At 61.5% G+C, this 20,919-nt stretch carries 19 protein-coding genes; 8 read left to right on the forward strand and 11 right to left on the reverse strand.

Annotated elements, in window-relative coordinates:
• Positions 1-118: 118 nt before the first annotated feature.
• Complete coding sequence (locus AC1D35_RS06585; protein ID WP_113307740.1) at positions 119-883, reverse strand: SDR family oxidoreductase; 765 nt, start codon at positions 881-883, stop codon at positions 119-121.
• A 125-nt stretch (positions 884-1,008) separates the two neighbouring features.
• Here AC1D35_RS06585 and AC1D35_RS06590 point away from each other — a divergent pair, with 125 nt between their 5' ends.
• A complete protein-coding gene (locus tag AC1D35_RS06590) occupies positions 1,009-1,914 on the forward strand; it encodes a LysR family transcriptional regulator (RefSeq protein WP_477938366.1) in 906 nt (301 codons plus the stop codon).
• On the opposite strand, the gene AC1D35_RS06595 is transcribed toward AC1D35_RS06590, so the two are convergent.
• Positions 1,911-2,786, reverse strand: a complete 876-nt coding sequence (locus AC1D35_RS06595) for a LysR family transcriptional regulator (protein ID WP_113307742.1) — start codon at positions 2,784-2,786, stop codon at positions 1,911-1,913. The genes AC1D35_RS06590 and AC1D35_RS06595 overlap by 4 nt on opposite strands.
• A gap of 90 nt (positions 2,787-2,876) precedes the next feature.
• On the opposite strand from AC1D35_RS06595, the gene AC1D35_RS06600 reads away from it, so the two are divergent.
• Together AC1D35_RS06600 and AC1D35_RS06605 are read left to right on the forward strand one after the other, a co-directional pair.
• Positions 2,877-4,130 (forward strand): MFS transporter, encoded by a 1,254-nt coding sequence (locus tag AC1D35_RS06600; RefSeq protein WP_477938367.1) that lies wholly within the window; start codon positions 2,877-2,879, stop codon positions 4,128-4,130.
• A 58-nt stretch (positions 4,131-4,188) separates the two neighbouring features.
• Positions 4,189-4,590, forward strand: a complete 402-nt coding sequence (locus AC1D35_RS06605) for a GFA family protein (RefSeq protein WP_113307744.1) — start codon at positions 4,189-4,191, stop codon at positions 4,588-4,590.
• Between the two features lie 9 nt (positions 4,591-4,599).
• On the opposite strand, the gene AC1D35_RS06610 is transcribed toward AC1D35_RS06605, so the two are convergent.
• The 8 genes from AC1D35_RS06610 to ubiE form a co-directional block, all read right to left on the reverse strand.
• Positions 4,600-6,261, reverse strand: coding sequence for a urocanate hydratase (locus AC1D35_RS06610; RefSeq protein WP_113307780.1), 1,662 nt, complete (start codon positions 6,259-6,261; stop codon positions 4,600-4,602).
• Between the two features lie 47 nt (positions 6,262-6,308).
• On the reverse strand, positions 6,309-6,638 hold the full coding sequence (locus AC1D35_RS06615) for a TfoX/Sxy family protein (RefSeq protein ID WP_113307745.1): 330 nt from the start codon (positions 6,636-6,638) through the stop codon (positions 6,309-6,311).
• A 3-nt stretch (positions 6,639-6,641) separates the two neighbouring features.
• Positions 6,642-7,739 carry an S-methyl thiohydantoin desulfurase domain-containing protein gene (locus AC1D35_RS06620; protein ID WP_113307746.1) on the reverse strand — a complete coding sequence of 366 codons (1,098 nt, stop codon included), beginning with the start codon at positions 7,737-7,739 and terminating at the stop codon, positions 6,642-6,644.
• Entirely contained in the window at positions 7,720-9,000 is a 1,281-nt protein-coding gene (locus AC1D35_RS06625; RefSeq protein ID WP_113298312.1) for a Zn-dependent hydrolase, read from the reverse strand. Before AC1D35_RS06625 ends, AC1D35_RS06620 begins: the two co-directional genes overlap by 20 nt.
• Positions 8,997-10,364 (reverse strand): amidohydrolase family protein, encoded by a 1,368-nt coding sequence (locus AC1D35_RS06630; RefSeq protein ID WP_113307747.1) that lies wholly within the window; start codon positions 10,362-10,364, stop codon positions 8,997-8,999. Before AC1D35_RS06630 ends, AC1D35_RS06625 begins: the two co-directional genes overlap by 4 nt.
• 27 nt (positions 10,365-10,391) lie before the next feature.
• Complete coding sequence (locus AC1D35_RS06635; protein ID WP_113307748.1) at positions 10,392-11,975, reverse strand: aromatic amino acid ammonia-lyase; 1,584 nt, start codon at positions 11,973-11,975, stop codon at positions 10,392-10,394.
• Between the two features lie 91 nt (positions 11,976-12,066).
• Positions 12,067-13,641, reverse strand: coding sequence for a 2-polyprenylphenol 6-hydroxylase (ubiB, locus tag AC1D35_RS06640; protein WP_113298315.1), 1,575 nt, complete (start codon positions 13,639-13,641; stop codon positions 12,067-12,069).
• 5 nt (positions 13,642-13,646) lie between these two features.
• Complete coding sequence (ubiE, locus tag AC1D35_RS06645) at positions 13,647-14,423, reverse strand: bifunctional demethylmenaquinone methyltransferase/2-methoxy-6-polyprenyl-1,4-benzoquinol methylase UbiE (RefSeq protein WP_113307749.1); 777 nt, start codon at positions 14,421-14,423, stop codon at positions 13,647-13,649.
• Between the two features lie 153 nt (positions 14,424-14,576).
• On the opposite strand from ubiE, the gene mutM reads away from it, so the two are divergent.
• The 5 genes from mutM (at position 14,577) to AC1D35_RS06670 (ending at position 20,354) form a co-directional block, all read left to right on the forward strand.
• Positions 14,577-15,467, forward strand: coding sequence for a bifunctional DNA-formamidopyrimidine glycosylase/DNA-(apurinic or apyrimidinic site) lyase (gene mutM, locus AC1D35_RS06650; RefSeq protein ID WP_113298317.1), 891 nt, complete (start codon positions 14,577-14,579; stop codon positions 15,465-15,467).
• A gap of 9 nt (positions 15,468-15,476) precedes the next feature.
• On the forward strand, positions 15,477-16,250 hold the full coding sequence (locus AC1D35_RS06655; RefSeq protein ID WP_113307750.1) for an enoyl-CoA hydratase: 774 nt from the start codon (positions 15,477-15,479) through the stop codon (positions 16,248-16,250).
• A 194-nt stretch (positions 16,251-16,444) separates the two neighbouring features.
• Entirely contained in the window at positions 16,445-16,723 is a 279-nt protein-coding gene (gene rpsT, locus AC1D35_RS06660; RefSeq protein ID WP_113298319.1) for a 30S ribosomal protein S20, read from the forward strand.
• 862 nt (positions 16,724-17,585) lie between these two features.
• The gene (gene dnaA, locus AC1D35_RS06665; protein ID WP_113298601.1) at positions 17,586-19,139 is read left to right on the forward strand and encodes a chromosomal replication initiator protein DnaA; all 1,554 of its coding nucleotides are present in this window, start codon (positions 17,586-17,588) and stop codon (positions 19,137-19,139) included.
• Between the two features lie 132 nt (positions 19,140-19,271).
• On the forward strand, positions 19,272-20,354 hold the full coding sequence (locus AC1D35_RS06670) for a saccharopine dehydrogenase C-terminal domain-containing protein (protein ID WP_113307751.1): 1,083 nt from the start codon (positions 19,272-19,274) through the stop codon (positions 20,352-20,354).
• Here the strand turns inward: AC1D35_RS06670 and AC1D35_RS06675 are convergent.
• The coding region (locus AC1D35_RS06675; protein WP_477938368.1) for a LysR substrate-binding domain-containing protein at positions 20,351-20,919 on the reverse strand (569 nt) is incomplete at its 5' end. The two genes, AC1D35_RS06670 and AC1D35_RS06675, sit on opposite strands and share 4 nt — an antisense overlap.

Consider the following 20,919-nt stretch of genomic DNA (forward strand, 5'->3'; position numbering starts at 1 on the left):
GGATATGGGACGGGCGTTTGCCCTTTGATGATCGGACCGCGCTGTAGAATGCCGGCACGATAACCTGCTGATTTCAGGAGGGTTCATCAAGCTGCAGCAGATACTCGCACCGTTGCCGTCAGGTGCGGGTGATCGAAGCGCCCCCATCGACCAGCGTGGCCGTGCCGGTGACGAAGCTTGCGTCGTCGGATGCAAGGTAAAGCACGGAGCGGGCGAGCTCTTCCGGTGCTGCGACGCGTTTGAGCGCGTGCAGGTTGGTGATGAAGGCCTGCTTGTCCGAGGTGTCGTTCATTTCGCGATACATGTCCGTATCGACGGCGCCTGGCAGGATCGCATTGACGCGGATGTTCTGCGGGCCGTATTCGGCGGCGAGCGCCTGCGTCAGCCCGATGAGGCCGGACTTGCTCGCGGCATAGGCGGCAACACCGGGGAAGGCGAAGCTGTAGCCGACGAAGGTCGAAGTGAAAATCACCGAGCCGCCGCCGTGCCTGACCATTTCGGCGACCTGATGCTTGGCGGCGAGGAAGGATGCTGTCAGGTTGATCGCCAGCGCGTCGCTGAAGCCTGCTTCCGAGACTTCGGTGCTCGGGCCGGCTTCTCCAAGCGTGCCGGCATTGTTGAAGGCGATGTCGAGCTTGCCGTAATTCTCGACGGCGGCTGCGACCAGTGCCTTGTGATAGTCTTCCGACCTGACATCGCCGGCAACGGCAACGGCGTCACCTCCCGCGGCCTCGATTTCATTGACGAGGCTGTCGAGCTCAGCCTGGCGGCGGGCACCGACGACGACCTTGGCGCCTTCGGCGGCAAAAAGTTTTGCGGTGACGCGACCGATACCCGAGCTTGCGCCGGTGACGATTGCGACTTTGTCGATCAGACGATTCATTGTTCCATCTCCTATCTTTGGGTTGGATCGGCGTGGCTGCCGGTTTCGATGACTGGAAGATGGCACTCTTCCTTCGTTCGGATTAGTCTCCTAAATGCGGAGCTCGAATTCGGAAAAGCCGAACGATGATGAAGATTGAAGGGATTGCGGCTTTTGTCGCCGTGGTGGAGGCCGGATCGGTGAGCGAGGCCGCCCGGCGGCTACGCCTGTCCAAGTCGGTTGTCAGCGAAAGGCTGGCGGAACTGGAGAAGACACTGGGCGCCATGCTCGTCCACCGCACCACGCGCAAGCTGACACTGACGGAAGATGGAGCAGCCTTTTTGGAGCGCGCCGGGCGCATTGTCCGCGAGATGGAAGACGCTGCGGCCGATATGGCGGAGCGCCGAGGCACGCTTTCTGGGCCACTGCGCATCGCGGCCCCCGTCAGCTTCGGCCGCCTGCATCTCGGTCCGGCCCTCTATCCGTTTTTGAAGGCGCATCCGCAGATCGCGCTGACGCTCGATATGGATGACAGACGCGTGGATCCGGCCTCGGATGGCTATGATGCCATCATCCGCCACGGCGCTATCGCCGATACGAGGCTGGTCGCCTGGAAGCTCGCCCGTAGCCGCCGGCTGCTCGTCGCCTCGCCCGAGTACATCGAGCGTCACGGCAAACCCGGCTCGCTGTCCGATCTCAACGATCATCGCGGTGTCTTCTATACGAACCGCGGTGCCGCGGACTGGCGCTTCCAGACGGAGGATGGCACCGTCGTTATCCGAGCGATGCTGGGTCTCGGCATCAACAATGGCGACATGCTGCATGATGCCGCGATCGAGGGCCTCGGCATCGCGCTGTTGCCAACCTTTATCGCCGGTCCGACAATTCGGGACGGTCGGMTGATAGAGATTGATGTCGGCGCCAAGCCCGAACCGGAATTCATCTATATGGCCCATCCCGAAGGCCGAAACCCCTCGGCCAAACTGCGCGCCATCGCAGATCATTTGAAAAAGACCTTCGGTGATCCGCCCTATTGGGATCCGGATTTCTAATTCAGAAGGCTCATCAGGTTTTCGGTTACGGGAGATCGCTGGCTACGCAGCACGGCAAGTGCCAGCCGTGCCACAGCGGGCGGTCCGTCGATCGGCCGGTAGGCAACGCCGGCAAGTTTGATCTGCGAAATCGAGGCCGGCACGATAGAGACGCCGAGATCGGCCGCGACGAGATTGACGACCGAGGAGATTTGCGGTGCCTCCTGCGCCACCATCAGTTCGAAGCCCGCCTCGCGGCAGGCGCGCACCACATCGTCATAAAGGCTGAGACCGACCAGCCGCGGGAAGAGGATGAAAGACTCTTTTGCCAGCAAGGCAAGCGGCAACGTCTTCTGCTTTGCCAAGGGATGGTTTGCCGGTAGGGCGACGACCATCGGTTCGTCCGGTAAGCGCTTCAGCCTGACGCCATTGGGATCGTCGAGGCCCGGTCGCATGAAGGCCGCATCCAGTTCGCCGCGTTCGAGCTTCTGCATCAGGCCGAGCGTGTTCATCTCCGTCAGTGAAAGCTGCACGTCCGGCCAGCGGGCCTGAAAACGGCGGATCGTCGTGCTGACAATGGGGTTGAAAGCGGAAGAGGCGGTGAAGCCGAGCGACAGCCGGCCGGTCTCGCCGCGATTGGCGCTCTGCGCCGCCAAACGCGCCTTTTCAGCCGCTGCCAGCGAGGCCTTTGCTTCCGGCAGGAAGGCGGCGCCAGCCGCCGTCAACTCCGCACCATGCGGCACGCGATGGAAGAGCATCGCGCCGATTTCCGTTTCGAGATCGCGGATTTGCTGGCTGAGCGGTGGCTGGCCGATGCCAAGGCGTGCGGCTGCCCGCGTGAAATTACCCTCCTCAGCCACCGCCAGAAAATACCTCAGATGCCGCAGTTCCATCGCTATCTCCAAAACATATCAAGATCGTCTATTTCATATATTGGACAAATGGAGGCGGTCTGACTAGATCGGAGACAGGAAGGAATTGATATGTCCGACTCTGCAATCCAAGACGTTGCCGGCCTGCAAACGGCCGATGAAGACCGTCAGAAACTCTATCTGACACGCGGTACCGGCGCCTATCGCCGCGCCAGCCTGGCTCTCTTCCTCTCAGGCTTCGCTACCTTCTCGCTGCTATATTGCGTGCAGCCGCTGCTGCCGATCTTCGCTCAGGAATTTTCCGTCAGCCCGGCCGAGAGTTCGCTGGCTTTGTCGCTCTCGACCGGATTCCTGGCGATCGCGATCGTCTGTGCCRCTGCCGTCTCGGAAGGGCTTGGTCGTCGCAGCCTCATGTCGATCTCGCTGGTTGGCGCAGCCGTGCTGACGATCGCCACCGCCTTTGCGCCCGACTGGCATCTCATGCTGGTCATCCGCGCCCTGCAGGGCTTCGTGCTCGGCGGTGTTCCGGCCGTCGCCATGGCCTATCTCGCGGAGGAAATAGATCCGCGCGGCCTTGGCGCCACCATGGGCCTTTATGTCGGCGGTACGGCCTTCGGCGGCATGTCGGGGCGCGTGCTGACGGGCATCTTCGCCGAATATCTTTCCTGGCGACCGGCTCTGTTCCTGATCGGCGCCATCGGCCTTGCCGCGGCGATCGGCTTCATCGCTCTACTGCCGCCGTCACGCAATTTCGTGCGTCGTGCAGGCTTCGATCCGCAGTTCCATCTGAAGGCCTGGCTCGGACATCTCGGCAATCCGGCTCTGCCCTTCATCTTCGCCATCGCCTTCTTCGCGATGGGTTCCTTCGTGACGATATACAACTATGCCGGCTTCCGTCTCGTAGCGCCTCCCTACGACTTGAACCAGACCGAGCTCGGCCTGATCTTTACCGTTTATCTTTTTGGGATCGGCGCATCGTCGGTCGGCGGCATCCTTGGCGACCGGCTCGGTCATTTCAACGTTCTTCTGACGGGCATCGGCATCACCGCAGCCGGCTGCGCGCTGACGCTTTCAGCCTCTCTGCCGCTCATTGTCCTCGGCATCATCATCCTGACGAGCGGCTTCTTCACGACGCATTCGGTGGCGAGTGGTCTGGTCGGCAAACTTGCGGTCGGTACGAAAGGCCACGCCTCCTCGCTTTATATGCTCGCCTATTACATCGGCTCCAGCATCATGGGCTCGGCCGGAGGCTGGTTCTGGTCGATGGAGGGATGGGCGGCGATCGTGGTCTTCACGCTGGTCATGATGGCATTCGCGTTTCTGTCGGCACTCGCGGCACGCCAGCTCGCCCGGCGCCCGTCTTGACTTCCGATCCGTAGTGACTAATTTAACTAACAGGTTAAATACGAGTCGGAGGATCATCGTGAAGAAAACCTACCATGGAAGCTGCCATTGCGGCGCCATTGCCTATGAGGCCGGGCTTGACCTTTCGGCCGGTACCTTCAAGTGCAATTGCTCGATCTGCCGCAAGAAGCGCAGCTGGCTGGCGATCGTGCAGCCGGCCGATTTCCGTCTGGTGTCAGGCCGCGATCATTTGCGTGAATACCTCTTTGGCTCCGGGTCGATCCATCATCTCTTCTGTGAGACCTGTGGCGTGGCTTCCTTCGCCCGCAACGACAACGAAACGATCGGCCCCTTCATCGCCGTTGCAGTCAACTGCCTCGATGATGCGGGTGCCGAAGAGCTTGCCGCGGCACCCATTGCCTATTTTGATGGCCTGCATGACCGCTACGACGCCGAGCCCGCGGAAAAGCGGCTTCTCTGACAACGGCTTTCAGCCGAGCCGGATATAGGGCACATCCTTCTTCGCCACCTCGTCCAGCGCCTCGTCATAACCGGCGTCGGCGTAGCGCATGACGCCGAGCGCCGTATCGTTGGTAAGCGCATGGTCGAGGCGTTCGTCGGCGGCTTCCGAGCCGTCGGCAACGACGGTGACGCCGCAGCTCGTCATGTAGCCGGCATAGCCGCCGCCGCCCGAATGGACGACGACTAGGTCGGCCATTGACGAGCAGAGCATCATCGCATCGATGAGCGGCCAGTCGGCGATGGCGTCAGAACCATCCTTCATGCGCTCGGTCATGATGTTCGGATGCGCCATGGCGCCGGCATCGAGATGGTCTCGCGAGAAGGCGACAGGCCCCTTGAGCTCGCCATTCGCGACGAGTTCGTTGACGCGCCGCGCCAGCGCCGTGCGTTCGCCATGACCCAGCCACGCGATGCGCGCCGGCAGCCCCTCGAACGGAATGTGCTCACGCGCCAGCCGAATCCAGTTGGTGATGATCTTGTTGTCGGGGAACATCTCCAGCAGCAGGTCGTCGATTCTGGCGATATCGCTCTCCTCGCCCGACAGCGCCATCCACCGGAACGGGCCGATCGCGCGGGCAAAGAGCGGCCGCAAGTAGGCTTCGGTGAAGATCGGAATGTCGAAGGCATTGGCAACGCCTCCCTCGCGGGCTTGCGTGCGGATAAGGTTACCGTTGTCGAAGACTTCCGATCCGCGCTTCTGGAATTCCAGCATCGCGGTGACATGCTCGACAATCGAGGCGCGGCTGGCGGCCATGAGCTGGCCCTGGCCGTCGTCGCGCAGTCCCTTCACCTGATCGAGGCTCATGCCCTTCGGCACATAGCCGTAGACGAGGTCATGCGCCGAGGTCTGGTCGGTGACGATATCGGGCACGATGCCGCGCCGGGCAATTTCCGGATAAACTTCTGCCGCATTGCCGACGAGACCGACGGAAAGCGCACGCTTTTCCTTGACCGCCGCATCGATCATCGAAAGCGCGCTATCGAGATCGGGTGCGATTTCCTGCAGGTAGCCGATCTGCTGGCGCTTGTGGGCGCGTTCCGCATCGATATCGACGCAGAGGATGGCAGCCCCCGCCATGCGACCGGCAAGCGGCTGCGCCCCACCCATGCCGCCAAGCCCTGCCGTCAGTACGAAGCGCCCATGAAGATCGCCACCGAAGCGGCGCTCGGCAATGCGCATGAAAATCTCATAGGTGCCCTGAATGACGCCCTGGCTGCCGATATATTGCCAGGCGCCGGCCGTTAGCCCGCCCCAGCAGATCAGGCCCTTGCGCTGCAGTTCGTAGAAGACTTCGGCTTTCGCCCACTGGCCGACGATATTGCAGTTCGCCATGATGACGAGCGGCGCCTTGGCGTGGGTCTTCACGAGGCCGATCGGCTTGCCGGACTGGATCAGCAATGTCTGGTCCTCGTCCATTTCGGTCAGCGCCTTGACGATGCCCCGATGTGCCGGCCAGTTGCGGGCGGCCTTGCCGAGCGCGGCATAAACAACGAGATTATCCGGATCTTCGCCGACCGAGAGCACGTTTTCCAAGAGCCGCAGGAGCGCTTCCTGCCGCCAGCCCTTGGCGCGCAGCTCCGGCCCGCCGGGGATCGGAAATTTCGGATGGCGTGGATTGGCCTTGGGCATCTTGGGTTCCTCGTCTTTTGTCGCCGGCGCCTGAAGCACCTGTTCATTCACTTCGCTGGAATCGGTTCCACAAAGGCAAGCGCCGCATCGATAAGGCGCCGCCGCATGGCATCGTCGCCATAGACATCGGCATTGGCTCGCACCCAGCCATGCATGATCCGCTCGCCCGACAGCATCTGGATTATGCCGGGCAGGGCCAGCGCCCAGCCATCTTTGCCCTTGCCGAGACGGAGAAGCATGCCGTCATGGCGCGCGCAGCAGAGCAGGTTGCCATTGAGCATAAACGCCCAGCCGCCGAACATGGATTTCTCGCTCAGGCCCGGCCGGTCGCCGAGCTCATCGCGCATCAGTTCTTCGAGACCAGGGTCGCGCGCCATAGCTCAAGCCCTCGTCTCCAGCGCATAACGGGCTATCTCGATGCCCATCGCCTTTTCAACGGGCGGATAGACGGTCGGATCGAGCACGCTGGCCGAGAGCGGAATGATGTCCTTCGGCACATGCAGGATGAAGACATGCATGCCGCCCTTGAGCTGGCCGACGGAGAGCGGCACGCCCTCCTCGGAGAGCGTGGTGATGACGGCCGGGAAGGTCGCGACACGCGTGCCGTTGGCATCATCGACAGCCATATATTCGTTCATCACGTGCAGGGTGACAGCCTTGTCGCCGGCGCCGACCGTGATCGTACCGATGTCAAAGGCTTCCTTGGTATAGACGACATCCTTCTTGGTGATCGTACCCTCGGCCAGGATATGGCCGCCCGTCGTCTTGCAGATCGCGTCGATGATCGCCGATCCACCTCTCTTTTCGGCTTCGATGATTGCTTCGCCGAGCTTCAGTGCCATCGAGATGCCGCCAAGCGCAGCATTCTTGCGCACATAGGAAGCACGCAACGGATTGCGGCAGCTGGCGATGAAGCCGCCGGACTGGTCCGCGGCTGCCCGCAGCACCGGCGAGATCTTCGCCGTTGCGCCTTTGACGACCAGCTCGATGTAGCGGTTTTCAGCGCGGTTGCCGCCAACGGCGGTCTGGATCATCTGCTCCGGCGAACCCGCCATGCCGATCGAGCCCATATCGCCGGTCGGATGGGCGCGGATATCGCCGACCGCGTCGACGACCTTGGTTCCGAGAATGGCGGAAGGCAGCCAGCCGTTCAGCGTCGAGGATTTGCCGTTCTGGCCGATGATCAGGCCGGACAGTTTCTCGCCAAGGGCCTCCTGCAGAAGCTGAACGGATTTCACGTAATCGATGCCCTGCATCTCCCAGGGCGTGGTGGAGGCCGGCGCGCCGATTGCCGCTGCCGTGGCGATCCAGTCACTGTCGCCGAGTTCTTCGACGGAGACGAGCTCAGGTTTGCCGACATTGACGGCAGCATAACCGAGCATGCGGCCGTGATCGGCCCAGCCGCCGCCACCGGCAGCGTAGACGGAACCGCCTTTGACGGCGGCTTCCACATCCTTCTCAACCAGTATGCGTCCCATCGCCCATCTCCTTGATCACGTTCTGGTCCATCTCAAGCACCGCTTCAAAAAGTACGGCGGCGCCGAGCGCTATGTCGTCATTTTCAGCCCATTCATCCGGCGAGTGGCTGCGGCCTTCCTTGCAGGGCACGAAGATCATCGCAGCCGGTGCGACACGCGCGATCCAGGCTGTGTCGTGGCCGGCCCCGGAAGCCATGCGCCGGTGTTTGGCGCCAACCGTCTCGCAGGCCCGCTCCAGCTTGGAGAGCAGGCCCTTGTCGCTCGGTGTCGGAAGATTGTCGGAAATGCGGTTTGGCGGCGCGATTGTCACGCCAAAGGCGAAGGCGAGCCTTTCGGCGTGGCCGGTGAGCCAATGGCAGAAGGCCTCCATGTCGTCGCGGATTTCGGCACGCCCGTCGACCAGCAGAACGACACGCGACGGCACGACATTGGCGGCATTCGGCTCGATCCGGAACTCGCCGACGGTGGCCGCAAAATGGCCTGGCGTCTTGGCAAGCTCGCTTGCCGCATTGCGGATATCGATCACGAGCTGCGCAGCAGCGACCAGCGCATCGGCACGCGAATCCATCGGGGTCGTGCCGGCATGGTCGGCCCGGCCTTCCACGGTGATTTCGATGCGGGTGATGCCCGAAATTGCTGTGACGATACCGATATCCTTGCGCTCGTTTTCAAGCACCGGGCCCTGCTCGATATGCAGTTCCAGAAAGCCGGCGATATCGGGTTTGTTCTCATGGGTCAGGACGCCGGGCGATCCCCCGACCTCGGCAATAGCTTCGGCAAGGTCCCGACCATCGACGCTGCGAGACAGCCACGCCTGCGGCAATTGCCCGGTCATGCCGCGGCTGCCAACGCAGGAAACGCCGAAGATGCTCACTTCCTCAGCCAGGAAGTCGACGATTTCCAGATCATGGTCGAGGTGGATTTCCCGTTCCCGCAGCGACCGCGCAACTTCAAGTGCTGCGGCAACACCGGCAATGCCGTCGAAGCGACCGCCGTCAGGCACCGTATCGGAATGCGAACCGAGCATGATGATGCCGGATCCCGGTTTTAAGCCTTCCCGCCGACCAATCAGATTGCCCGACGCATCGATACGGGTTTCCAGGCCGATCGCACGCATACGCGCCTCAAGATAGGCGCGACCTTCGAGAAAGAGCGGCGAAAAAGCCCGCCGCGTCCAGGGACGATCGGGTTCGGTGATGGCGGAAAGAGCCTCAATATCAGCAGAGATCCGGCCAGGATTGACGGGCAGGTTGCGGCTCATGCGAGCACCTGGCGTGGCAGCGGGCGCACGAAGCGGCCGGAACCGGGTTCGGCCATAACCTTCGCTCCTTCGGTGATTTTCTGTCCGCGCAGCCAGGTGGCTGAAACCGTCCATGGCAGGCGGATACCATTATAGGGGCTCCAGCCGACGACATTGTTGCCGCTCGCAGAAGCGTCATAAACCCTCTCGTTGGGTTCGAGCACGACGATGTCGGCATCCTTGCCTGGCATCAGCGCGCCCTTGATGTGGTCCAAACGGAAATGTTTTGCCGGATTTTCGGCCATCAGCTTTGCCGCCCAGGTCAGGGGAATGCCACGCTCCAGCGCGCCCTTGACGAAGAGCGGCACCATCACCTCCAGGCCTGGAACGCCGGATGCATTCGCCAGCATGTCGGGATTGGTCTTGCGGTTCTCCGACCAGCTCACGTGATCGGTCGACACCAACCAGACATTGCCTTCGGCGACCTTGCGCCACAGCGTTTCGACTTCGGCGCGCGGACGTACCGGCGGATTGATCTTCGCCTTGCCGCCGAGCCGCTGCACATCATTTTCCTCATCGAGCGTGAGGTAGTGGATGCAGCATTCCACAGTCGCCTCGAAGCCATCGCGGCGGTAGGCGCGGGCGATATCATAGCCGCGTCCGAGCGAGCAATGCACGACATGGGAGGGACAGCCGCTATTGGCGCCGGTCTCGAAGATCGTATGCATGGCAAGCAGTTCAGTGATCGGCGGGCGCGACAGGCCATGAGCGCGCCAGTCGGCAATGCCGCTTGCCTTCACCTGCTCCATGTAGGTGCGAACCGCTTCGTCATCCTCGTTATGCACGCCCGCCGTCAGCCCGGTCGGGGCAATCGCCGCAAAGCAGGCGTCGAGCAGCGCAGGCGGGATGCGTGGGAAGCGTTTGGGATCCGTGCCGAAAGTGGAGAATTTGAAGGCGGCGACGCCCGCCTGCACCATTTCGGCGATGCGCGCAGGACCTTCCTCAGGATCGATTGTGCCGTAGAGCGCAAAGTCCACACGTGCCTGCGGGCCGGCGTGATCAAGCTTCTTCTTTACCGCTTCGGCCGAGCAGACGAGATTGCCTTCGTCATAAGGCATATCGACGATAGTGGTCACACCGCCGGCCGCCGCCGAGCGCGTCGACCAGATGAAGTCCTCCTGATCCTTCTGCGACAGCGAATGAACCTGGGCGTCGATAGCGCCCGGCAAGATCAGCGCCTTGCCGAGAAGATGCCGTTCCCTGGCCGCCGGCGGCACGCCGAGGCCGACTTCTGCGATCTTCCCGTCACGAACGGCGACATAACCGCTTTCGAGAATGCGCTCCGGTAGCACCACCGTGCCCTGCAGAACGAGATCGAAATCCATGCCGCGTCTCCCTCGATAGGTCGCAATTCAGATGATGGCCGGTTCCTGCGTCAGCCGCTCCTCGATGCGCTCGAGTGAACCAAGCGCAAAGAAATCGTCGAAGGAAGCGATCGGCACTTGCTCGATCAGCTTCGAAATGAATTCATCCGAGCCGAGTTCTTCCTCGATCGCCTCGACCTCGGCCGAGAGCGGCCGATCGACCGTATAGAAGGCTGCGTGTTTGCGCACGACCCCATAGAGCATGCCCGCAACACCCTTCGGCGTATCGCCGATAATATCGATCGCCTGTGCCGAAAGCAGGGCTTCCAGAGCGGCGAGACGTCTCAGCGCCCGCATCTGCCGGTCGAAACGCTCGATGACGAGCGGCAGGAAAGCTGCCTCGTCTTCAAGGCCGGCTGCAACGACGAGCGACTGCGCCGAAACCGGATTCGACATGGAGAGTACGCGCGAGAAGATTTCCCCCGCAAGCTTGATGATCGGTCCAAAACCGGTGGCAATGCGGCCGGGAGGTACGAGATTGACCGGCAGGCCGCGCCGCTGGCCGTTGCCGAGCAGAACGCAACGGTTGAAGGCATTGCGCGCCGCATGTGCCATGCAGAGTGCGGCCGATTCCAGGAGGATCGTCACGTCGAGCGGCAGGGAACCGCCCGATGTCATCACCCGTCCTTCCACGACGACGGGATTGTCGTCGGAGCGGCCGGTGGCGGCAAGGATCTTATGGCCGGTCGAAAGCAGGTTCTCGATAACCGCACCGAAGACCTGGGCGATCATGCGGAGACTGAGCGCGTCCTGCACGTGGGTGGCGACCGGCCATTCCCATTCGTCCGAGGCATTGCAAAGCCAGGCGCCGATCAGCGCTTCCCGTGCCGTGCCGACATGGCGCACGGCCCGCCAGGGATCACGCGATGCGCCGAGCGCGCCTGACGCCATCATGCCGGTCGCAAGCAGGACGCGGATCGAGGCGGCGGCATTGCGCGTCGTCTCGGCGGCTGCAGCAAAACTGACGGCATTGACGCTGAGTGAGGCGAGGCTGTCGCGCGGCGCCATCTTCACCGGTTCCATGCCGGCTGCCTGGAAGGCTTCGGCGGCCTGCATGCGATTACCGCGATAAATCGCTTCGCCGACCCCGGTCAGCACAGCGCCGATCTGGCCCATCAGGCCGATATCGGCGCAGCCGATCGAGCCGGTGCGACGCACGACTGGAATGACGTCCGCCTTCAGCATCCGCATATAGGCATCGATGAGGTCAGGAGTGCAGCCGACCTGGCCGGTCAGCGCCGTATTGACGCGCATCGCCATGGCATTGCGCACGACATTGCAGGAAAAGGGCGTGCCGGTGCCGAAGTGATGGGCGCGTACGAGGCCAAGATTAAAGGCGTCGAGATCCTCGGGCGACCATTCGACATCCTTCATGGCGCCCACACCCGTGGTCGCGCCGTAGACCGGCATCCCGGTTGCAATGGCATCCTCCACGATCGTGCGCGCAATCTTCACACGCTGCATGCCGATCGCCGAAGCCGAAAGTGCTGCCTTGCCGGAGCCGATCCTCACCATCTCGGCAAAGCTCAGGGGCTGGCCGCTCAGTTCGATTCCGGGACGCTCGTGCTTCATATGCTCATCTCCATGGAGGCGAGACTAAGCGAGCCTCACGTCTGGCGGGATATCCCAAATGCCGAACACATCATGCATTTGTTGGTCCCGGTCAGCTCAGTACCCACGCAATATAGAGAAGTGTGAGCGCAATGATCCAGAGGGCCACTTTGGCGGAGCGGTTGTGGCGTGCTTCCGCCTTGCCGATGGCTTCGGCCGTCTGCTCGTCGAAGCGCAGGCCGTGCTCGCTCATATGCACAAGCTGGTGATGGAATTTCTCGGTCTGGGCGGCGATTTCGGGCGCAGCTTCGGCAAGCTTCACGGCTGCCTTCAGCCCGTCCTTGAGATCGGTGACGATGCGCTTCGGGCCGAGATTGTTCTTGATCCAGTCGCCGACCACTGGCTCGGAGGCCTTCCACATGTTGAAGCGCGGATTGAGCATGCGCGAGACGCCTTCGACGACGACCATCGTCTTCTGCAGCATGACGAGCTCGGGCCGCGTCTGCATGTCGAAGAGTTCGGTCACTTCGAAAAGCAGCGTCAGCAGCTTGCCCATGGAGATCGTCTCGGCCGGCTGTCCATGGATCGGCTCACCGATCGCCCGGATCGCCTGGGCAAAGCTCTCGACATTGTGATGGCCGGGCACGTAACCAGCCTCGAAGTGCACTTCCGCCACCCGGATATAGTCGCGGGTGATGAAGCCGTAGAGGATCTCGGCAAGGAAGCGGCGCTCCTTCTTCCCAAGACGCCCGACAATGCCCATGTCGACAGCGACGATCATGCCGTCGGGATCGACGAAGAGATTGCCCGGATGCATGTCGGCATGGAAGAAACCGTCGCGCAGCGTATGGCGCAGGAAAGACTGGATCAGCGTGTCGGCAAGCTGGTTGAGGTCGTGGCCGGCAGCCCGCAATCCCTCGACGTCAGACATCTTGACACCGTCGATCCATTCCATGGTGATGACGTCGCGGCCCGTTCGCTCCCAGTCCACCTTCGGCACACGGAAGCCTGGATCCTTCTCGGTATTCTCGGCAATCTCCGAAAGAGCGGCTGCCTCGAGACGCAGGTCCATCTCCACCTTGGTGGTTTGTTCCAGCGTCTTTGTGACTTCCACCGGTCGCAGGCGCCGGCTGCCCGGCATGAAGCGTTCCTGCATATGGGCGACGAGGTACATCGCCTCGATATCATGGGCAAACCGCGCCCGGACACCTGGCCGCACAACCTTCACGGCGACCTTCTTGCCTCCCTGCGGCGTATCGACCTCGGCCGGATGCACCTGCGCGATGGAGGCCGCAGCAATCGGATCGCCGAAACTTGCATAGAGGTCTGCGATCGGTCGCCCGAGCGAACCCTCGATATTGGCCTTGGCGGCAGCCGCCGGGAAAAAGGCCATGCGGTCCTGAAGCTGCGACAAGTCGTCGGCAAAATCGACGCCGACGACATCGGGACGCGTCGCGAGGAATTGGCCGATCTTCACATAGGATGGCCCGAGCCGTTCGACGGCTTTCGCCAGCCGGTCGCTGCGCTTTTGGGATTTGCTTCGATTGCGGGCGAAAATACCGACAAAGGACTTCGCCAGGCTGACGGACGGCGGCAGCCCCTCCGAAGGCAGCGCCGAAATGACGCCCTCGCGCACAAGAATCCAACCGACCCTGACGAGCCTGAAATATGCACCGAAAGCACTCATGCGGATCAGAGCTTCCAGCCGGAGTGCAGCGCTGCGATGCCGGCGGTATAATTGGTGTAGCTCACCCGGGAGAAGCCGGCCGTGCGGATCATCGCCGCGAAGTTCTCCTGGTTCGGAAACTTGCGGATCGACTCCACGAGATACTGGTAAGGCTCGGCATCGCCGGTGATTGCCTTGCCGAACTTGGGAATGGCATTGAACGACCATGCGTCATAGATCTTGTCGAGAACCGGCAGTTCCACTTCCGAAAATTCGAGCACGAGCAGGCGGCCGCCGCGCTTCAGCACCCGATAGGCTTCCGACAGCGCCACCTCGATCCTCGGTACATTGCGGATACCGAAGGCGATCGTATAGGCATCGAAGCTGTTTGCTTCGAAGGGAAGGTCCTCGGCATTGGCCTCCACGAAGGTGAGGTTCTCCGAAAGCCCCTTCTTTTCCGCCCTCTCGGCGCCGACGCCGAGCATGGAGCCATTGATGTCCAGCACGGTCGCATGTGCCTGGCGGTTGGAGGCTTCGACGATGCGGAAGGCGATGTCGCCCGTACCGCCGGCAACGTCGAGCACTTTGTAGCCCGGCTCCTTGCGCGGGTTCAGCGCCGCAATCATCGCATCCTTCCAGACGCGGTGCATGCCCATCGACATGACGTCGTTCATGATGTCGTAGCGCTTGGCAACCTTGTGGAAGACCTCGTTGACGAGACCCTGCTTCTCGCCGGTCGGCACCTCGCGGAAGCCGTAGGATGTTTCCATGCCGCCATCGGCGGAGATACGGCTGTCTGACATCAAGCTACTCCGTTCACATCAAGAATTCGGCGCGGCGACCATAGCGAAAACGTGGCTGCGGCGCTATCTGTGGGCCACGGTCCGCCCGCGGCACGTTGGCGCTATAGCGCACATCGCAGGCGGTTGAAACACGTTAGATATAGATGGGTTAAGATGCCGGAATTGCCAGAAGTCGAGACGGTGAAGCGCGGCCTGACGCCGGCGATGGAAGGCGCACGCATCGAAAGGCTGGAATTGCGTCGCGGTGACCTGCGCTTCCCTTTCCCGAAGGATTTCGAAAATCAGGTCTCAGGCCGCACGATCATCGGCCTTGGGCGGCGGGCCAAGTACCTGCTGATCGATCTCGACAGCGGCAAGACGATCATTTCCCATCTCGGCATGTCCGGCTCCTTTCGGATCGAGCAGGGTCCGGTCACCGGCACGCCCGGCGAATTTCATCATGAGCGCTCCAAGGACGAGAAGCACGATCACGCCGTCTTCCATCTGGAAGGCGAGGGTGGTCCGCGTCGCGTCATCTACAACGACCCGCGCCGCTTCGGCTTTATGGATATTGCCGATCGCTCCGAGCTCGACGCGAACCCCTTCCTGTTTGGCCTGGGGCCGGAGCCGACCGGCAATGAACTGTCGGCCGCCTATCTGGCCGAACGTTTCGCCGGCAAGGCCCAGCCGCTGAAGGGCGCACTGCTGGATCAAAAGACCATCGCCGGGCTCGGCAATATCTATGTTTGCGAGGCCCTGTGGCGGGCACATCTCTCGCCCGTGCGTGCAGCCGGCACGCTGGTGACGAAGACGGGCAAGCCGAAGGAGCCGCTGAACCTGCTTGTCAGTTCGATCCGCGATGTGATTGCCGATGCGATCGCTGCCGGCGGATCGTCACTGCGCGACCACATTCAGACGGATGGCTCGCTCGGTTACTTCCAGCATTCCTTTTCCGTCTATGATCGCGAAGGTCTTGCTTGCCGCACGCCGGGCTGTGGCGGTACGGTCTCGCGCATCGTGCAGGCTGGCCGTTCCACCTTCTATTGTGCCACCTGCCAAAAATAGGAGCGCGCGATGGCCTATGAAACCCTGATCGTCGAAACCCGCGGCAATGTTGGTCTGATCACGCTGAACCGGCCGCAGGCGCTGAACGCCCTGAATTCGATAGTGCTCAAGGAATTGAAGCGCGCTTATGCGGCCTTTCACGCGGATGATGCCATCGGCGCGATCGTGCTGATCGGTTCCGAGCGCGCCTTTGCCGCCGGCGCCGATATCAAGGAAATGCAGCCGCTCGATTTCGCCGAGGTCTATAAGAGCGATTTCATCAGCGGCTGGGATGAGATCGCCAAGGCCCGCAAGCCGATCATCGCTGCCGTCAGCGGTTTTGCACTCGGCGGCGGGTGCGAGCTTGCCATGCTTTGCGACTTCATCATCGCCTCGGAGACGGCGAAGTTCGGCCAGCCGGAGATCACGCTGGGGGTCATTCCGGGGATTGGTGGCTCGCAGCGCCTGACGCGAGCGGTCGGCAAGGCCAAGGCAATGGACCTTATCCTGACCGGTCGCATGATGGATGCGGCCGAAGCCGAGCGCTCGGGACTCGTTTCGCGTGTGGTGGCGCCTGAGCGGCTTCTAGACGAGACACTGGAGGCGGCCGCCAAGATCGCATCGCTGTCGCGTCCCTCGGTATTGATGGCTAAGGAGGCAGTCAGCCGCGCCTTCGAGACCACGCTGGAGGAAGGTCTGCGTTTCGAGCGCCGTCTCTTCCAGAGCCTCTTTGCGACCGAGGACCAGAAAGAGGGCATGGCTGCCTTCGTCGAGAAGCGCAAACCGGTCTTCAGGAACAGGTGAGCGGGCGGCGCTGGGAAAGGGGCTTTTCCTTGAAAATGCGCGTTGACGTCGCGCAGCTTTAGAGTTATATGCCCGCCCACGGTTCGGAAAGCCGCTCTGGTTTTCCGCTAATGCTCCCGTATTGCTGAATTGAGTGGCCGCAGGGCCAGCGCGGTAATGGCGGAGTTTTGTTCGAATTCTTGAGAGAGGCATCCATGGCCAATACAACCTCGGCGAAAAAGGCGACTCGCAAGATCGCTCGCCGTACCGCAACCAACAAGGCTCGCCGTTCGCGCGTTCGCACCTACGTTCGCCAGGTCGAAGAGGCGCTCGCGGCTGGTGATGCTGCCAAGGCAAAGGAAGCCTTCATTGTCGCTGAGCCAGAGCTGGCACGCGCCGCAAGCAAGGGCGTCCTTCACGCCAACACAGCATCCCGCAAGGTCTCGCGCCTTGCTGCTCGTGTGAAGGCTCTTTCGGCCTCTGCAAGCGCCTAAATATTTCATTAACGAATTGCTCGTTATGATTAGCCCGGTAATTTTACCGGGCTTTTTCGATTCAGCTGGCCGCCGCGGATATAGTTAATCCGGCGACGATTTCGTGTCAGAGGCATGACAGGAAAAATTGTTTTAAAACAATGGCTTACGCAAGGATCCTTTCAAGGCTTGCGACTCTGGTCACGCAGCCCGTGGCCCCAAATGAGTCAAGAAGATTTTTTCTTTTTTCTTTTTATACGTGTCCAAAATAGCCCAGCAGGGGAATCTCCTTGATTCAAAAGCGATTCTTTTTTGACGTTGGTGTGACGCCCTAAAGGCCCCGCCGGAGTCAATGGCCGCTTGTTAATTTTGCGTAAAATTCATCGTTGATCTTGCCTTTTGATCCTGCCTAAATGGCGTCCAGCAAAGGGCGCGGACATCACCTGCAGAAGTCAGTCCAAACTGCCAAGTCGGCGGGATGATGACACTGTGTCACTTGCAACGGAGCGCACAGCTTCCGTTTTCTCAACGCACTCGACGACATTGTGCCGTGACGTGGCTGTCACGGGACGGGGACGTTTTGTGCGCTTCGTGGCCACACGTTTTGCGCGAGGCCAGGAGAAGGGCAGGGGATAGAGTAACATTGCGTTCGGGCTGGCAGGCGAAAAACGAGGATCGGCTGCCATCCTGACATGGAGAATTCGTGACGGTTGTCGCATGAACGCGACCACCGCAGGGGCTCCGTGTCGGTCCTGGAAACAGGACAGTGTTTGTGTGAACCGGCAGGCGGATGGCTCATGAGGGTGCCGTCGGCTTTGTCAAAGCGGGGAATGATCGGGCGGCTGTTAGCAAATGACCGCCCGAGGAAATGAAAGGCGGCATTATGCAGATGAATTCGATTACGACGGGTGCACTGGATAACGGGGAAGCTGCACAGCAGTCTTTCGGTTCCATTCACCTGGGCGCGAAGGAAGAAAAGACGGATATGAAGCATGGCGTTCTCTTCGACCGCGTTAGCGCGCGTCTGAAGGCACAAGTCGGTCCTGACGTCTATGCAAGCTGGTTTGCACGGCTCAAGCTTCATTCGGTTTCCAAGAGCGTCGTTCGTCTTTCCGTTCCCACGACCTTTCTGAAGTCGTGGATCAACAACAGGTATCTCGATCTCATCACCGGTCTTTTCCAGGCCGAAGATTCCGAAATCCTGAAGGTCGAAATCCTTGTGCGCACGGCAACGCGCATCGGTACGAAGGCGCTGGACGATGCAGTCTCCGTCGAGACGGTCACCCAGCCCACCCAGCTTCGCCGCCCGGCATCTGCCCAGCCGGCGGGGCAGATCGTTCAGCAGGCTGTTTCGGCCGCCGCTGCGGCGCGCCCGGCAAATGTCGGTTCGCCGCTCTTTGGCTCGCCGCTGGATTCCCGCTTCACCTTCGACACTTTCGTCGAGGGGAGCTCCAACCGTGTGGCGCTCGCCGCCGCAAAGACCATCGCGGAAGCAGGTCAGGGCGCTGTGCGCTTCAACCCGCTCTTTGTCCACGCGACCGTCGGCCTCGGCAAGACGCATCTGCTGCAGGCGATCGCCAATGCCGCCGTGCAGAACCCGCGTGGCCTGCGCGTTGTCTATCTGACGGCCGAATACTTCATGTGGCGTTTTGCGACCGCAATCCGCGACAATGATGCACTGACGCTGAAGGATTCGCTGCGTGCCATCGATCTTCTCATCATCGACGACATGCAGTTCCTGCAGGGCAAGATGATCCAGCACGAGTTCTGCCACCTGCTGAACATGCTGCTCGACAGCGCCAAGCAGGTTGTCGTCGCCGGCGACCGGGCGCCGTGGGAGCTGGAATCGCTCGATCCACGCGTCCGCTCGCGTCTGCAGGGTGGTGTTGCCATCGAACTCGATGGTCCCGACTACGAGATGCGTCTCGAAATCCTGAATCGTCGTCTTGCGGTCGCCCGTCTGGAAGATCCGTCCTTGGAAATCCCGACCGATCTGCTGCAGCACGTCGCCCGCAACGTCACGGCAAGCGGCCGTGAGCTGGAAGGCGCCTTCAACCAGTTGATCTTCCGCCGCTCCTTCGAGCCGAACCTGTCGATCGAGCGCGTGGATGAGCTTCTGGCCCATCTCGTCGGTTCCGGTGAGCCGCGCCGTGTGCGTATCGAGGATATCCAGCGTATCGTCGCGCGTCACTACAACGTCTCGCGACAGGAATTGGTCTCGAACCGCCGCACGCGTGTCATCGTCAAGCCGCGCCAGATCGCCATGTATCTGGCGAAGACACTGACGCCGCGCTCCTTCCCGGAAATCGGCCGCCGATTCGGCGGACGCGATCACACGACGGTTTTGCACGCCGTTCGCAAGATCGAGGAACTGATCTCGGGAGACACGAAGCTTTCGCATGAGATCGAGCTTCTGAAGCGCCTCATCAACGAATAGGCGGTGGATTGCCATCGCCATCCGACAGCCGGGAGCGATCCCGGCTGTTTTCTTTTATAAGTATTTTATTCTATACAGCCTCCACGTGAGAAAAACGCGCCAGTGAAAAAGCCGGCGCTCGGGAGGATATCAATGAGTTTTCAGAAAATTGCCGTGGTCGGCCTCGGCAAGGTCGGACGGCTGGCAGCGACGCTGTTGCATGAGGGCGGCTTCGAGGTGATCGGCGTCGATGCGCACCTGCCTCAGGGCGATCTGCCGTTTAAATGCCGATCCGGCGATATCACCAGTACCTCCGTCATCGGCGAGTTGCTGTCGAGCGTCGAAGCGGTCCTGTCCTGCCTACCCTATCATCTGAATATAGAGCTGGCTCGGGCGGCTCATCTCGCCGGCATCCACTATTTTGATCTGACCGAGGATGTGCCGACCACCAATTTCATCATCGAGCTTTCCAAGACCGCTCGCGGCCTGATGGCGCCGCAATGCGGCCTGGCGCCCGGTTTCGTCGGCATCGTCGGCGCAAGCCTTGCCGATGGCTTCGACCGCTGCCGCTCGATCCGCATGCGTGTCGGCGCCCTGCCGCAGAACCCGACCGGGCTTCTGGGTTATGCTTTCAATTGGTCGCCGGAAGGTGTGGTCAATGAATATCTGAACGATTGCGAGGTCATCGAGGGCGGCGTACGCAAGCTCGTCTCGCCCATGGAGTGGCACGAGACGATCTATGTCGGCGGCGTCAAGCTGGAAGCCTTCACGACCTCGGGCGGGCTAGGCACCATGTGTGACACCATGCTCGGCAAGGTCGACAATCTCGACTACAAGACGATGCGTTATCCTGGCCACATGGAGCTGATGAATTTCTTCTTCCACGAGCTTCTGATGCGCGACAGGCGCCAGCTTGCCGGCGAGATCCTGACCAATGCAAAGCCGCCGGTCGATGACGACGTCGTCTACGTGCACGTCGCGGCCGAAGGCACAGTCAATGGCGGCCTGCGCCGCAAGGAGTTCGTGCGCGCCTATTACCCGATCGAGATTGCCGGCGCACGGCGCACGGCGATCGCCTGGACGACGTCGGCTTCTGTGGTTGCCGTCATCGAGATGGTCCGCGACGGCCTGCTGCCGGCCAACGGCTTCCTGCATCAGGAGCATATTCCGCTGGACATGTTCCTGAAGACCCCGACGGGCAGCCTGTTCAAAACAGGCACGACTCATCGGAACTAGCTGTGAGCTTCTGAAAGCAGCCAGCGCCGGAAGGCAGCGACCGCCGGTCGTTCCAGCGCTGTGCCTGGATAGACCAGATGGTAGGCAAGCCTGCTTGCGAGCCCCAGCGGAAACGGCGCCACGAGCAGGCCTTCGGCAAGCTCCTTCCCAATGAAGGAGCGTCGCATCAGCGCCACGCCGAAACCAGATTTCATCGCCTCGAAGGCGCCGTTGCCGTCGCTGAAGATCGGGCCGCGGGAGGCATCCACCCTAGTGGCGCCCGCTGCCGCCAGCCAGAGCTGCCAATCGCGGCGGTAGACGTCGTGGATGAGCTGATAACCCGCAAGCTGATCCGGGGAAGGATGGGCGCCGAGGGCCACCGCAATCGCCGGCGTGCAGACCGGCACCAGTTCATCATCCACCAGACGCTCGCTGATCAGCCCCTCGTAGCCGCCAAGTCCGTGGCGGATGGCGAGATCGATCCCGTCACGTTCGAAATCGAACATGCGATGGGAGGCACTGATGCGCACATCGATATCAGGATGCATGTCCTCGAACCGCTGAAGCCGTGGCAACAGCCAGTGCG

This window comes from Rhizobium sp. P1_E6 (genome assembly GCF_056405875.1).